13 protein-coding genes are annotated in these 14,032 nt (G+C 72.1%); 10 read left to right on the top strand and 3 right to left on the bottom strand.

Annotation, left to right across the window (positions count from 1 at the left end):
• Nucleotides 1-20: 20 nt before the first annotated feature.
• Nucleotides 21-2,186 (bottom strand): glycogen debranching protein GlgX, encoded by a 2,166-nt coding sequence (glgX, locus tag ACSQ11_RS00065; RefSeq protein ID WP_436001846.1) that lies wholly within the window; start codon nucleotides 2,184-2,186, stop codon nucleotides 21-23.
• A gap of 88 nt (nucleotides 2,187-2,274) precedes the next feature.
• On the opposite strand from glgX, the gene ACSQ11_RS00060 reads away from it, so the two are divergent.
• Both ACSQ11_RS00060 and ACSQ11_RS00055 read left to right on the top strand, forming a co-directional pair.
• Nucleotides 2,275-2,805: a T3SS (YopN, CesT) and YbjN peptide-binding chaperone 1 gene (locus ACSQ11_RS00060; protein WP_436001844.1), complete on the top strand. Its 531-nt coding sequence runs from the start codon at nucleotides 2,275-2,277 to the stop codon at nucleotides 2,803-2,805.
• The gene (locus tag ACSQ11_RS00055) at nucleotides 2,805-3,605 is read left to right on the top strand and encodes an enoyl-CoA hydratase/isomerase family protein (protein WP_436001842.1); all 801 of its coding nucleotides are present in this window, start codon (nucleotides 2,805-2,807) and stop codon (nucleotides 3,603-3,605) included. Before ACSQ11_RS00060 ends, ACSQ11_RS00055 begins: the two co-directional genes overlap by 1 nt.
• A gap of 86 nt (nucleotides 3,606-3,691) precedes the next feature.
• Here the strand turns inward: ACSQ11_RS00055 and ACSQ11_RS00050 are convergent, their stop codons facing one another.
• Nucleotides 3,692-4,306 carry an HAD family hydrolase gene (locus tag ACSQ11_RS00050; protein ID WP_436001839.1) on the bottom strand — a complete coding sequence of 205 codons (615 nt, stop codon included), beginning with the start codon at nucleotides 4,304-4,306 and terminating at the stop codon, nucleotides 3,692-3,694.
• A 220-nt stretch (nucleotides 4,307-4,526) separates the two neighbouring features.
• Here ACSQ11_RS00050 and ACSQ11_RS00045 point away from each other — a divergent pair, with 220 nt between their 5' ends.
• The 5 genes from ACSQ11_RS00045 to ACSQ11_RS00025 all read left to right on the top strand — a co-directional run bounded on the left by ACSQ11_RS00045 (nucleotide 4,527) and on the right by ACSQ11_RS00025 (nucleotide 9,760).
• Nucleotides 4,527-5,318, top strand: coding sequence for an electron transfer flavoprotein subunit beta/FixA family protein (locus ACSQ11_RS00045; protein ID WP_436001837.1), 792 nt, complete (start codon nucleotides 4,527-4,529; stop codon nucleotides 5,316-5,318).
• Nucleotides 5,319-5,331: 13 nt separating this feature from the next.
• Nucleotides 5,332-6,288 (top strand): electron transfer flavoprotein subunit alpha/FixB family protein, encoded by a 957-nt coding sequence (locus tag ACSQ11_RS00040; RefSeq protein ID WP_436001835.1) that lies wholly within the window; start codon nucleotides 5,332-5,334, stop codon nucleotides 6,286-6,288.
• A 120-nt stretch (nucleotides 6,289-6,408) separates the two neighbouring features.
• Nucleotides 6,409-7,593 (top strand): cysteine desulfurase family protein, encoded by a 1,185-nt coding sequence (locus ACSQ11_RS00035; protein WP_436001833.1) that lies wholly within the window; start codon nucleotides 6,409-6,411, stop codon nucleotides 7,591-7,593.
• Nucleotides 7,593-8,750 (top strand): tRNA 2-thiouridine(34) synthase MnmA, encoded by a 1,158-nt coding sequence (gene mnmA / locus ACSQ11_RS00030; protein WP_436001831.1) that lies wholly within the window; start codon nucleotides 7,593-7,595, stop codon nucleotides 8,748-8,750. Before ACSQ11_RS00035 ends, mnmA begins: the two co-directional genes overlap by 1 nt.
• 35 nt (nucleotides 8,751-8,785) lie before the next feature.
• The gene (locus ACSQ11_RS00025) at nucleotides 8,786-9,760 is read left to right on the top strand and encodes a pirin family protein (RefSeq protein ID WP_436001829.1); all 975 of its coding nucleotides are present in this window, start codon (nucleotides 8,786-8,788) and stop codon (nucleotides 9,758-9,760) included.
• Between the two features lie 94 nt (nucleotides 9,761-9,854).
• Here the strand turns inward: ACSQ11_RS00025 and ACSQ11_RS00020 are convergent, their stop codons facing one another.
• Nucleotides 9,855-11,273 carry a PLP-dependent aminotransferase family protein gene (locus ACSQ11_RS00020; RefSeq protein WP_436001827.1) on the bottom strand — a complete coding sequence of 473 codons (1,419 nt, stop codon included), beginning with the start codon at nucleotides 11,271-11,273 and terminating at the stop codon, nucleotides 9,855-9,857.
• Between the two features lie 77 nt (nucleotides 11,274-11,350).
• Here ACSQ11_RS00020 and ACSQ11_RS00015 point away from each other — a divergent pair, with 77 nt between their 5' ends.
• From ACSQ11_RS00015 to ACSQ11_RS00005, 3 genes are read left to right on the top strand one after another with little or no spacing between them, the layout of a single operon-like run.
• On the top strand, nucleotides 11,351-11,992 hold the full coding sequence (locus ACSQ11_RS00015; protein WP_436001825.1) for a pyridoxamine 5'-phosphate oxidase family protein: 642 nt from the start codon (nucleotides 11,351-11,353) through the stop codon (nucleotides 11,990-11,992).
• Nucleotides 11,989-12,990 (top strand): methionine synthase, encoded by a 1,002-nt coding sequence (locus tag ACSQ11_RS00010; protein ID WP_436001823.1) that lies wholly within the window; start codon nucleotides 11,989-11,991, stop codon nucleotides 12,988-12,990. Before ACSQ11_RS00015 ends, ACSQ11_RS00010 begins: the two co-directional genes overlap by 4 nt.
• On the top strand, nucleotides 12,990-14,003 hold the full coding sequence (locus ACSQ11_RS00005) for a DMT family transporter (RefSeq protein WP_436001821.1): 1,014 nt from the start codon (nucleotides 12,990-12,992) through the stop codon (nucleotides 14,001-14,003). The genes ACSQ11_RS00010 and ACSQ11_RS00005 overlap by 1 nt, the downstream gene beginning before the upstream one ends.
• The last annotated feature ends 29 nt before the right edge of the window (nucleotides 14,004-14,032 follow it).

Raw genomic sequence — 14,032 nt, 5'->3', positions numbered from 1 at the left:
GCAACGGCAGGCGAGCCGGCTCAGGTCGGGTCGGTCACGGCATACGCGCGCATGCTCAGCGGTGCCAGGGAGACCGTCTCCCCGGCCCGCGTGGCCCCGGTGTGCTCCGGCCGCTCCCAGACGCTGTCCCAGAGCAGGCGGTAGGCCGACAGCCCCGGCGCGTCGGGGAGGGTCACCTGCTGCTCGGACCGACCCCCGTGCAGGACGACGAGCACCGACTCGTGCCCGAGCCACGCGCCGTTGACGAGCATCTGGAGCGTGCGCTGGTCCGGTGCCGACCAGTCGTGCATGGGGCACCCGTCGGCGGCGTACCAGGCGAGGTCGATCGAGCCGTCCTCGTGGACCTCCTTGCCCTCGGCCCAGGTGCGCTGGCGCAGGGCGGGGTGCTCGCGGCGGATCGCGGTGAGGTGACGGGTCGTCGCGAGCAGGTCCTCCTGCCACGGCTCGAGGTCCCAGTCGAACCACGTCGTGGCGTTGTCCTGGTTGTAGGGGTTGTTGTTGCCGCCCTGGCTGCGGCCGAGCTCGTCGCCGGCGTTGATCATAGGGATGCCCGACGAGAGCAGCAGCGTCCCGAGCAGGTTGCGCATCGAGCGCCGTCGCAGCGCGAGCAGCTCCCCGTCGTCGGTCGGGCCCTCGACGCCGTGGTTCCACGACCGGTTGCCGTTGGAGCCGTCGTTGTTGTCCTCGCCGTTGTCCTCGTTGTGCTTCTCGTCGTATGCCGTGAGGTCGGCGAGCGTGAACCCGTCGTGCGCCGCGACGAAGTTCACGGATGCCGTCGGGCCCCGGTCGCGGGTGCCGAAGAGGTCGCGCGAGCCGGCGAGCCGGGTGGCGAGGTCCTGCACGCCGTGGGGGACGTGTCCGGGGACCGAGGGCCGGTGGTCGCCGAGCCAGAAGTCCCTCACGGAGTCGCGGAAACGGTCGTTCCACTCCGAGAACGGCGGCGGGAACTGGCCGGTGCGCCACCCGTGGAGGCCGACGTCCCACGGCTCGACGATGAGCTTGGTGCGCGAGAGGACCGGGTCGGTGCGCATCCCGACGAGGAAGGGGTGGTCGGGGTCGAACTCGTCGGTGCGGCCACGGCCCAGAGCCACCGCGAGGTCGAAGCGGAACCCGTCGACGTGGCACTCGTTGACCCAGTAGCGCAGGGAGTCCAGCGCCAGCCGGCACATCACCGGGTGCCGGAGGTCGAGGGTGTTGCCCGTCCCGGTGACGTCGATGTCGCGGCCGCGCTCGTCGAGCCGGTAGTAGGCCCGGTTGTCCAGGCCGCGGAACGACAGGGTCGCACCGGTGCCGTCGGCCTCGGCCGTGTGGTTGTAGACGACGTCGAGGAGGACCTCGAGCCCGGCCGCGTGGAGCAGCTTGACCATGCCCTTGAACTCGTCGACCACGCCCTGAGGGTCCTTCGCCGCGGCGTACGACGCGTGCGGCGCGAAGAAGCCGAGCGTGTTGTAGCCCCAGTGGTTGGCGAGGCCCTTCTGGATCAGGAAGGGCTCGGAGGCGAACGAGTGGATCGGCAGCAGCTCGACGGCGGTGACGCCGAGGGCGGTGAGGTGCTCGACGGTGGCGGGGTGCGCCATGCCGGCGTAGGTGCCTCGCAGCTCCTCCGGCACCTCCGGCAGGGTCTTGGTGAGGTTGACGACGTGCGTCTCGTAGATCACGGACTCGCTGCGGGTCACGGCAGGGGGAGCGTCGTCCCCCCAGTCGAACGCCGGGTCGATGACGACGCTGCGCGGCACGTACGGCGCCGAGTCGGTGCCGGAGGGCGTGAGGCCGTCGCCACGCCAGGTGCTGTCGTCGACGACGTGGCCGAACACCGGTGCCCCCCAAGTGACCTCGCCCTCGATGGCGCGGGCGTAGGGGTCCATGAGGAGCTGGGCGGGGTTGTGCCGCATGCCCTGCTCGGGGTCCCACTCGCCGCCGACGCGGAACCCGTAGCGCTGACCCACCCCGACGTCGGGCACGAACCCGAACCACCAGCCGTAGGCGTGGTCGACCAGCGGCACCCGACGCTCGCTCGTCCCCGCGTCGTCGCCCGCGTCGAAGAGGCAGAGCTCGACCGAGCTGGCGTGCCCGGCGTAGACGCTCACCTCGATGCCGCCGTCCACGACGGTCACACCGGGCGCGGGTGGCAGGTCCGGCGCGACGCGGAGCGAGCGGGCGGTGGCGGCGGACGTCACGGGCGTCATGCGGGCAGCCTAGAGAAGCCGGCGCGGGCGCGGCACACCGCGACCTCCTCGCGTGCGCGCCGTCCGCGGGCCATGACAAGGTGGACTCATGAGTGATCCCACCTCCCTCCCGAACTTCCCGCCGCCGGCCAACGAGCACCCCCTGCGCGGTCGCGTGCTCGACGTCCTCGTCGACGCGGGCGCCCAGCCCAACATCGACACCGACGGTGACGTGGCCTTCCAGGCCAACGAGCAGACGATCTTCGTGCGGGCCACCGAGGGCGACCTGCCCGTCATGCGCGTGTTCGGCCAGTGGACCCTTCCCGACGAGGTCGCGAGCGACTCCGACAAGGTGTCGGCGACGTGCAACGAGGTCAACCTCTCGCTCAACTGCGTCAAGACCGGCGTCGCCAACAACACCCTCGTCGTCACCAGCGAGCACCTCGTCGTCCAGGGCGCCGACGTCGCCACGCTCGTGCAGGTGAGCACGTCGATCATCCTGTCCGCGGTGCAGCTGTGGCACGAGCGCGCCCTCGGTCTCGAGCCCGGCTCGACGCAGCAGGGTGAGCAGGGTGAGCAGGGTGGGCAGGGTGAGTCCGGCCCCGACGCCAACGGCTCCACGCCCGGTCAGGGCAGCTGATGTCGTCGGCGGCGGTCGTGCGTCTCGAGGTCGAGGACGGCATCGGCGTCATCCGGATCGACCGGCCGCCGATGAACGCGCTCGATGCGGACGTCCAGCGGGGCATCATCGCGGCGGCCGAGGAGGCGAGCGAGCGCAAGGACGTCTTCGCTGTCATCGTCTACGGCGGTGAGAAGGTCTTCGCCGCCGGGGTCGACATCAAGCAGATGGCTGACTGGTCCTACACCGACATGGTCGACCACTCGAACCTCTTCCAGGACTTCACCCGGGCCCTGGCCCGCATCCCGAAGCCGACCGTGGCCGCGATCACCGGCTACGCCCTCGGCGGCGGGTGCGAGGTCACGCTGGCGTGCGACTTCCGGATCGCCGCCAGCAACGCCAAGCTCGGCCAGCCCGAGGTCCTCCTCGGCGTGATCCCCGGCGCCGGCGGCACCCAGCGGCTCGCCCGCCTCATCGGCCCGGCCAAGGCGAAGGACCTCATCTTCACGGGCCGGTTCGTCGACGCCGACGAGGCGCTCGCGATCGGGCTCGTCGACGCGGTCGTCGACCCCGGTGAGCGGGGGTCCGAGAGCGTCCTCGCCGCTGCCAAGCAGATGATGAGCCGGTATGCCGGCGGCCCGAGCTACGCGATCCGCGCGGCGAAGGAGGCCATCGACTCGGGTCTCGAGGTCGACCTGCAGAGCGGGCTCGAGATCGAGCGGCTGCTCTTCTCGTCGGTCTTCGCGACGAAGGACCGCGACGCGGGCATGCGCTCGTTCCTCGACAACGGTCCGGGCAAGGCGACCTTCGAGGGCGCCTGACCCCATCCGATATCGGTGAGGTTGGCCGACCTCGGTGAGGTCGGTCGCCCCGTGAGGTCCGACCTGCGTCGGACCGACCCGCGAGGTCAGATCCTCTCGGCGGGCTCCATGAGACCGTCGACGAACTCGCCGAGCCCTTCGGCGTCCGCGTAGTGGTGCGACCGGATGCCGAGGATCTCGGCGACGGCGATGTTGGTCGTCGACGGGTCGACGTAGGCGATCTCACTGAACATCAGCCGGTGGCGCAGCGCCACGAGGCTGAAGACGTCGGGGTCGGGCTTGGCCAGGCCGAGATCGCAGCTGCTCACGGCTCCGTCGACCTCGTCGGTGAGGCCGAGGGTCTCGAGGTCGTCGGGGAGACGGCTGGTCGCGTTGGTGAGCAGCATGACGCGCATGGTCGTGCGGGCCCGGCGCACGACCTCGAGGACGTCGGTGTCGACGGTGCCGGCCGGCGTCATCCAGTCCTCGACCGCCGGTCGGCAACCTTCCCCGTGCTCCCGGGCGATGTCCTCGGCGATCGACTCGCGCCACGACCGGTCGTCCATGGCGCCGGTGAGGGCGCCGTCGCGGTGGCTCGACGCGGACACGGCCGCGGACAACGCTCCCGGGGGCAGCCCGTAGCTCGCCTCGACGGACCCGGTCAGCGAGGGGTCCCAGAGGCGCAGCACACCGTCGAGGTCGAGCAGTAGGACGGTGATCACCAGCTCTCCTTCGGACCATCTGATGGGTGGGTGGCCGTGCCTGACAGCACCTGACCTCATGATCGTCTCTCACCGGGGGTTGCCTGTGGGCGAAGGGTCCGGGGCAATCTGTGCCCACCGTCACGCCCGGAGGATTCTCCACGAGGCGAGCACCCGGCATACGCTCGTCCGGAGACCTGACCACCACGGAACCCATCCCAGAGAAGAGGACGAGGCACGCATGAACATCGTCGTCTGCGTCAAGTACGTGCCCGACGCACAGTCCGACCGCTCCTTCAACGAGGCCGACAACACGACCGACCGCGACGGCGTCGAGGGTCTGCTCTCGGAGATCGACGAGTACGCCGTCGAGGAGGCGCTCAAGCTGGCCGAGGCCGGCGACGGCGAGGTCACCGTCGTCACGGTCGGCCCCGAGCGTGCGGTCGACGCCGTCAAGAAGGCCCTGCAGATGGGTGCGGGCAAGGGCGTCCACGTGAGCGACGAGGCCATCCACGGCTCCGACGCCGCGGCGACCTCGCTCATCCTCGCCGAGGCCGTGAAGAAGGCGTCCGGTGGCGAGAACCCCGATCTCGTCCTCATGGGCATGTCCTCGACGGACGGCGTCATGGGTGTCGTGCCCGCGATGGTCGCCGAGCGCCTGGGCCTGCCGCAGGTCACCTACGCCTCCGAGCTCACCATCGACGGCGACAAGGTCTCGATCCGCCGCGACGGAGACGCCGCGTCCGAGACCATCGAGTCGACGCTGCCCGCGCTGGTCTCGGTCACCGACCAGATCAACGAGCCGCGCTACCCCTCGTTCAAGGGGATCATGGCCGCCAAGAAGAAGCCGGTCGAGACGTGGTCGCTCGCCGACCTCGGTGTCGACGCCGGTCAGGTCGGCCTCGACGCCGCGTGGACCAAGGTGACGTCGTTCGCCAAGCGCCCGCCGCGTGAGCAGGGCCAGCTCGTCACCGACGAGGGCGACGGTGGCACCAAGCTCGCCGAGTTCCTGTCCGCCCAGAAGTTCCTCTGAGGAGTACGCACCCATGGCTGAAGTTCTCGTCCTCGTCGACCACGCCGGCGGCAAGATCCGCAAGGCGACCGCCGAGCTCCTGACCCTCGCCCGCCGCCTCGGCGAGCCCTCCGCCGTCTACATCGGCCCCAACGCCGAGACCGCGCAGGTCACGCTCGCCAAGTACGGCGCGCACAAGGTCTACGTCTACGACGCCCCCGACGCCCTCGAGTACCTCGTCGCCCCCCAGGCCGAGATCCTCGCCGCGGTCGTCGAGAAGACGTCGCCGCTCGCCGTGCTCATCCCGAGCAACACCGGTGGCAAGGAGATCGCGGCCCGTCTCGCGATCCGCACCGAGTCCGGTGTCATCACCGACGCCGTCGACGTCAACGCCGGTGGCGAGGGTGTCGAGACCACCCAGTCGGTCTTCGCCGGCTCCTACACGGTGACGTCGACCGTCACCAAGGGCACCGCCATCGTCGCCGTCAAGCCGAACTCGGTCGCGATCGAGCCGGCCCCGGCCGCCGGTGAGGTCGAGAAGGTCGAGATCACCCTCTCGGACGCCGCCAAGGCTGCCAAGGTCGTCGACTCCAAGCCCAAGGAGTCCACGGGTCGCCCGGAGCTCACCGAGGCCAAGATCGTCGTCTCCGGTGGCCGCGGAACCGGTGGCGACTTCGGTCCCGTCGAGCAGTTCGCGGACAGCCTCGGTGCCGCCGTCGGTGCCTCGCGCGCTGCCGTCGACGCCGGCTGGTACCCCCACAGCAACCAGGTGGGCCAGACCGGCAAGCAGGTCTCGCCGCAGCTCTACGTCGCCGCCGGCATCTCCGGTGCCATCCAGCACCGCGCCGGCATGCAGACGTCCAAGACGATCGTCGCCGTCAACAAGGACGAGGAGGCCCCGATCTTCGAGCTCGTCGACTTCGGTGTCGTCGGTGACCTCTTCACCGTCCTCCCGCAGGCGACCGAGGCCGTCAAGAAGGCCAAGGGCTGACCCGGCCGTCACAGCGACTTATTGCCCGTTCGGGCGCGTTGTCGGCACCGTGAACCGGTGCTGGGAGCCGCCCGAACGGGCAATAAGTCGTTCAGGGGTCAGGAACGTAGAATTCGCGGGGTGAGCGCGTACCTGGACCATGCCGCGACGACCCCCCTGCGGGAGTCGGCGCGCGAGGCGTGGACCGAGCAGACCCGTCGCGGCGGCAACCCCTCGTCGCTGCACACCTCCGGCCGCGCCGCCCGCGCCGTGGTCGAGGAGTCGCGCGAGCAGATCGCCGATGCGCTGGGCGCCCGTCCGTCCGAGGTCGTCTTCACGTCCGGCGGTACCGAGGCCGACAACCTCGCGGTCAAGGGCACGTATGCCGCCCGCCTGCGTTCCGTCGGCGCCTCCCGTCTCGTGGCGAGCGGGATCGAGCACCACGCCGTCCTCGACCCGGTCCAGCACCTCGTGCGACGGCAGGGCGCGGAGGTCACCTGGCTCGAGCCGGACCGCTGCGGGCACGTCTCGGTCGACGACCTGCGTGACGCCCTGTCGTCCGACGGCGCGGCCGACGTCGCGCTCGTCAGCATCATGTGGGCCAACAACGAGGTGGGCACCGTGCAGCCCGTGGCCGACCTCGCCGCCGTCGCGCGCGAGGCGGGCGTGCCGTTCCACACCGACGCCGTCCAGGCGGTCGGCCAGCTCGAGGTGGACTTCGCCGCGAGCGGGGCCGACCTCCTCACCGTGAGCGCGCACAAGGTCGGTGGTCCAGTCGGTGTGGGGGCGCTCCTGGCCCGTCGCGACGCCAAGCTCGTCCCGCTCGTCCATGGGGGCGGCCAGGAGCGGCAGGTGCGCTCGGGCACCCTGGACGCGGCCGGCATACGGGCGTTCGCGGTCGCGCTGACCGAGGCGGTCGCCGAGCGGGAGACATCGGCTGCGCGCCTCACGGCGTTGCGCGACCGGCTCGTCACCGGCGCCCTGTCGCTCGACCTCGGCATCACCGTGAGCGGGTGCTGGACCGCGGGGGACTCCTCCGACCGGCTCCCGGGCAACGCCCACCTCCTCGTCCCGGGCTGCGAGGGCGACTCGCTGCTCTACCTCCTCGACGCCGCGGACGTCGAGTGCTCGACCGGGTCCGCCTGCCAGGCCGGCGTGCCCCGGCCCAGCCACGTGCTGTTGGCCATGGGCTACCCCGAGACCGAGGCCCGGGGGGCGCTGCGCCTCTCGCTCGGCCACACCTCGACCGACGCCGACGTCGAGGCCTTCCTGTCCGCCCTGCCGGGGGTCGTCGAGCGAGCCCGGCGCGCGAGCGGGGCTGCCTGATGCGGGTCGTCGCCGCCATGAGCGGCGGGGTGGACTCCGCCGTCGCGGCCGCGCGCATGCTCGATGCGGGCCACGAGGTCGTCGGCGTGCACCTCGCGCTGTCGCGCTCGGCGGCGACCCTGCGCGAGTCCGCCCGAGGGTGCTGCACGATCGAGGACGCCGGCGACGCCCGCCGCGTGGCCGACCGACTCGGCATCCCGTTCTACGTCTGGGACATGGCCGAGCGCTTCCAGCGTGACGTCATGGACGACTTCCTGGCGGAGTACCGGGCGGGTCGAACCCCGAACCCGTGCCTGCGCTGCAACGAGTCGATCAAGTTCACGGCGCTGCTCGACCGGGCGGTCGCCCTGGGGTTCGACGCGGTCGCCACGGGGCACTACGCGCAGGTCGTCGAGCGGGTGGGGCCGGGCGGCGCGGTCGTGCGTGAGCTGCACCGTGCGGTCGACCCCGACAAGGACCAGTCGTACGTCCTTGGGGTCCTCGACGCCGAGCAGCTGTCGCGCGCGTTCTTCCCGCTGGGCGACACGACGAAGCCGCGGATCCGCGAGGAGGCCGCCGCGCGGGGGTTCTCCATCGCCAAGAAGCCCGACTCCTACGACATCTGCTTCATCCCCGACGGCGACACCCGGGGCTGGCTGACGTCCCGGCTGGGGGAGCAGCCCGGCGACATCGTCGACGCAGCGAGCGGGGAGGTCGTCGGGTCGCACTCGGGGTCGTACGGCTTCACGGTCGGGCAGCGCCGCGGGCTAGGGCTCGACCGTTCGGCCCAGGACGGCGACCCCCGCTATGTCGTCGGCGTCGACGCACCCACCAACCGCGTGCTCATCGGCACCTCGGACCTGCTCGGCGTGGACCTGCTCACCGCCGACCACGCCCGCTGGTGCGGTGCCGCGCCCGTCGACGAGGTCCGGGTCGGTGCGCAGGTGCGTGCCCACGGCGAGGAGGTTCTGGCGTGGGCACGGGTCGACGAGGCCGACCCCGAGGTCGTCCACGTGCGGCTCGACTCGCGGGTGCGTGGCGTGGCGCCGGGCCAGTCGGTGGTGCTCTACGACGGCACGCGCGTCGTCGGGTCGGCCACGATCGCCTCGACCGGACGTGTCCATCGAGCCTCGTCCGGAATAGTTGAGGATTCAATGACGCTGACACGGGGGACCTGACCCCGAGCCCGGGGTCATCGAGCGAAGGAGCCGTCATGCCAGCCGTGACCGTCGAGAACGTCCTCACCCTTCCGCGCGTCGACGAGCCGGCGCCCGCCGCCGTGACCCGACCCGTGCGCGGCATCACCACGGCGCCGCAGGGCTTCGAGGGCGAGGGCTTCCCCGTCCGCCGCGCCTTCGCCGGCGTCGACCTCGCCGCCCTCGACCCGTTCATCCACATGGACCAGATGGGCGAGGTCGAGTACGCGCCCGGTGAGCCCAAGGGGACCCCGTGGCACCCGCACCGCGGGTTCGAGACGGTGACCTACATCATCGACGGCAGCTTCGTGCACCACGACTCCCACGGCGGTGGCGGGCAGATCACCGACGGCGACACCCAGTGGATGACCGCCGGGTCCGGCCTGCTCCACATCGAGACCCCACCCGAGTCGCTCGTCATGAGCGGCGGCCTGTTCCACGGGCTCCAGCTCTGGGTCAACCTCCCGAGCACGATGAAGATGTCGCCGCCGCGCTACCAGGACATCCGCGGAGGCGAGGTCGCGCTCCTCTCGAGCCCGGACGGCGGCGCACTCCTGCGCGTCATCGCCGGCGAGCTCGATGGCCACTCTGGCCCCGGAATCACCCACACCCCGATCAGCATCGTCCACGCCACCGTCGCTCCCGGCGCCCGCGTGCGGCTGCCCTGGGACCCGGGCTACAACGCCCTCGTCTACGCGCTCAACGGCCGCGGCACCGTGGGCGCCGAACGCCGGCCACTTCGGATGGGCCAGCTCGCCGTGCTCGGCGCCGGTGACGTCATCGAGGTGGGCGCCGACGACAGCCAGGAGAGTCGCAGCCCGAGCCTGGACCTCTACATCATGGGCGGGCGGCCCATCCGCGAGCCCGTGGCGGCCTACGGCCCGTTCGTCATGAACACCCGGGCCGAGCTCATGCAGGCGTTCGAGGACTTCCAGGCCGGACGCCTCGGCACCATCCCGTCGCAGCCGCACCCCGGACACGACGTCCTCTGACCCACCCGTCGGGCTTCCGGCTGGTTGCGTCCGCAAAGGTGGTCACCTTCTCGACCACCTTTGCGGACGTTGCGGTATGCCGGGTGCCTGCGCCTCAGGTGAGGCCGCGGGCGAGGGCGCGGACGGCGACGTCGGCACGCGACTCGGGCAGGCCGGCATACCCGATGACGAGCCCGCGACGCTCGGACTCCACGGCGTAGGCCGAGAGCGGGTTGACCGCGACTCCGTGGCGCAGCAGGCTCATCGCGACCTCGTGGTCGTCGACGTCGTCGCCGAGGAGCAGGACGAGGTGGAGGCCGGCGTCGACCCCGCTCAGCCGGTGGTCGGGGAGGTGACGCGCGAGCGCGGCGACGAGACGGGCGCGACGGCCGGCATACATCCGTGCGGCGCGCGCGTGGTGGGCCGCGAGCGAGCCGTTCGCGATGAACTCGGCCACCGCCTCGCCCGTCATCTCGTTGACGAGCAGTCCGCGTCGCTCGAGCTCGGCGCGGATCCGGTCGAGCAGGTGGCGCGGGGGTGCGATCCACGAGACGCGCAGGGTGGGCACGAGGATCTTCGAGGCCGTCCCCATGTAGAGCACGTGGTCGTCGGCGCCCTCGAGCGAGCGCAGCGCCGGGAGCGGCGAGACGTCGTAGCGGAACTCGCCGTCGTAGTCGTCCTCGATGACGATCGCGTCCGCGCGGCGGGCCCAGTCGAGCAGCGCCGTGCGCCGGACGACGGGCATGCGGGCGCCCAGCGGGTACTGGTGGGACGGCGTGACGTAGGCGGCGGCGTCGGTCCGCCGCAGCAGGGCGGGGTCGAGCCCGTCGTCGTCGACCGGGAGGGGTCGCACGCGAGAACCGTTGTCCGAGAACGCGGTCCACGCCTCGACGTAGCCCGGGTCCTCGACGACGACGGTGCGCCCGGCGAGTCCGAGCGCCGCAGGGAGGGCCTGGACGGTGGCACTCACGCCGGGGGTGATGAGCAGGTCGTCCGGGTCGAGCGCGATGCCGCGGCTGCGCCGGATGTGGTCGGCGAGGACCTGTCGCAGGCGGGTGTGCGACGGCCCGGAGCTGAGGTCGTTGGTGGGCACGAGGGAGGCCGCGTGCCGCCAGGCCCGTCGCCAGGCCGTCTGGTCGAGGAAGCCGATGTCGGGGCGCCCGGGCCGCAGGTCGTGGCGCACCTCCTGGCGGCTGAGTGCCGCCGGCACCGCGGGGCACGGCGCCATCGGCTCGACGGACGACAGGGCGCCCGCACGGGCCGCGCGGTCCGCGCCTCGTGCGACGAGCGCCCCTGACCCGGCTCGGGTCTCGATGAAGCCGGCCGAGGCAAGCTCGTCGAACGCCGCGACCACGGGTCCGCGCGACACCTGGAGCTCGGCCGCCAGCGCCCGCGTCGAGGGGAGTGGGTCACCGGGTCGCAGCCGTCCCTCGCGCAGCTCGGTGACGACGGCGTCGGCGATCCGGTGGCGCAGGGGCCGGTCGCCGGCCTCGAGGGTGAGCGGCAGGCTGACCGTGCGGGGAGGGCGAGGCACGCGATCAGAATACTGGTCCTGTGATTGCGCCGATAGTGGTTCTCGATCGAGGTCCAGTTGGCAGCGACCATGGACCCATGACCGATCTGGCCCTGCACCGGCACAAGGAGCGTGGCAGCACCGAGCGCGCCACCCTCGACGCCATCCTCGACGACGTCCTCGCGGGCACCCTGAGCACGGTCGTCGACAGCCGGCCATGGGTCGTGCCCATGCTCTTCGCACGGCAGGGCGACCGCATCCTGCTCCACGGCAGCACGGGCGCGGGTGCCCTGAGGCACGTCGCCGCCGGCGCCCCCGCCGCGCTTGCGGTCGTCGCCGTCGATGCGCTCGTCGTGGGCCACACGACCTTCGACTCGTCGGCCAACTACCGCTCGGCCGTCGTGCACGGCACCCTCACGCCGTTGCCCGACGACGAGCGCCGGGCCGCCCTGGACACCCTGTCCGAGCGGATCCTGCCCGGCCGCACCACCGAGGTCCGCCCGATGACGCGGCAGGAGATGGCCAAGACCCTCGTCATGTCGCTGCCCATCACCGAGGGCGCGTTCATGGCCAAGACCCGCACCGGCACGGCGAGCGCCCCCGACGAGGAGACGGACGCCTGGCACGGCGTCGTCGAGCTGCGGACCGTGGCGCTCGACCCCGAGCCCGCGCCGACGTCGGGCGCCGCCGAGGTCCCACGGTCGGTGCGCGACTTCGCGGGTGCGAGAGTTCTCGCGTGACACACGTATCCGGAGTCGGTTCCTGGCCGGGAGAGTCCGCACGCGAGGCCGTCGTCACGGTCCGCGACCTCCTCACCGACGCCGACGAGCTGGGCCTGCCCTATCTGCCCGAGCTGCCCTCCCGCGGACCGGGATCCGACATCATCGGTCGGTCCGCAGCCCTGCTCGCGGACCTCGCCGTCGACCTCCAGCCGTCGGGCTGGCGCTTCACCGACCGTCCCGGGCGCGACCTCGCCCGCGCACGGTCCCTGTGGCGCCAGGACCTCGACGAGCTCGCGGAGGCCTACGAAGGGTATGCCGGCCCGCTCAAGATCCAGGTCGCCGGGCCGTGGACGCTCGCGGCGTCGATCGAGCTCAACCGGGGTGAGCGCTCGGTCACCGACGAGGGTGCCCGGCGCGACCTCGTCGCCTCGCTCGCCGAGGGCGTGCGCCAGCACGTCGCCGAGGTGCAGCGCCTCGTGCCGGGCGCCGTCCTCACGGTGCAGCTCGACGAGCCGTCCGTACTGTCCGTCCTCCGCGGCGAGCTGCCCACCGCCTCCGGCTACGGACGGGTCCGCGCGGTCGACCGCGCGGAGGTGGCGGACGGCATACGGAAGGTTCGGGAGGCGCACGAGGGCGACGTCGTCCTCCACTCCTGCCACCCCGGCGCCCCCGTCGACCTCCTCGCGTCGACGGGTGCCACGGCGCTGGCCCTCGACCTCACCGACGCGTCACCGCAGCGCTGGGAGTCCGTCGCCGCAGCCGTCGAGTCCGGCACGCGGCTCTGGGCCGGGGTCGTGCCGACGAGCGCGCCGGCCTCGACCGCCGACGCCGTGCGCGCCGCCACCCGCCGGGTCACCGAGGGCTTCGACCGCGTCGGGCTGCCCGCCTCCGCCCTGGCCGACGTCACGGTGACCCCGGCCTGTGGGCTCCCGTCACTCACACCCCGGGGGGCCGCCGACGTTCAACGGGTGGCCATCGCCACCGCGCGCGAGCTCACCGAGAAGGAGCAGGACTGATGTCACCCGTGCCCAAGGTCCCGTGGCAGGCGAAGTACCTCGCGCTCGTCCTCATCTGGGGGTCGAGCTTCCTCCTCATGAAGGTGGGCCTCGAGTCGCTGTCGGCGGTGCAGATCGCTGCACTGCGCCTCGTGACCGGCGCCGCGACGATCCTCACGTTGCTGTGGATGCGCGGCGGCTCGCTGCCCCGTGAGCGCTGGGTGTGGGGGCACCTCGTCGTCACCGGCCTGCTGCTCGGGACGATCCCGTTCACGCTCTTCGCGCTCTCCGAGACGCGCGTCAGCTCGGCGCTCGCGGGCATCGGCAACGCCACGACGCCCATCGCCACCGTGCTCGCGACGATGGCGTTCCTGCCGGGTGCCCGGGCGACGCGGTCCAAGGTCGTCGCGGTCGTCGTGGGCTTCCTCGGCGTCGTGACGATCATGCAGCCGTGGACCTCGGCCCGACCCGATCTCGTCGGCTTCGGCATGGCCCTGGCCGGTGGCGTCTGCTACGGGCTCGGCTGGACCTACAACCGGCGCTTCCTCGCGCGGGCCGACCTCGGCGGGCTGAGCCAGCCGGCGGCGACGCTCCTCATGGGCTGCCTGCTCATGGTGCCGGTGACGCTCGTGTGGGGTGCGCTCCAGCCCGGTGGCATCTCGTCGGTGTGGGCCTACGACCAAGCCCGCCTCGGGACCTCGGCGATCGAGGCCGGGAGCGACGGCGGGGGCTGGGTCTGGCTGCCGCTGCTCTGCATCCTCGCGCTCGGCGTCGTCGGGACGGGTGCGGCCTACATCCTCCAGTTCGACGTCGTGCGCGGCGCCGGACCGGTCGTCGGCTCGACGATCACCTACCTCATCCCGATCGTCTCGGTCCTGCTCGGTGTGCTCGTCCTCGGGGAGAACCTCGGGATCTGGGAGCTCGTCGGGTTCGCCATCGTCCTCACCGCCGCCGCGGTCATCAACGCCCCGGCCCGCAAGGTGGCGACGCCGGTGCCTGAGGCGGAGGTGGCACGCGCCGCTCCGCGCGCCTGACTGCCGCAACGGTGCGACTTCTTGCCCGT

The sequence above is a fragment of the Knoellia sp. LjRoot47 genome (assembly GCF_964253435.1).
Taxonomy (GTDB): domain Bacteria; phylum Actinomycetota; class Actinomycetes; order Actinomycetales; family Dermatophilaceae; genus Knoellia.
Note: the sequence above shows the minus strand (reverse complement) of the source record. Positions and strands in the feature narration are given on the sequence as shown.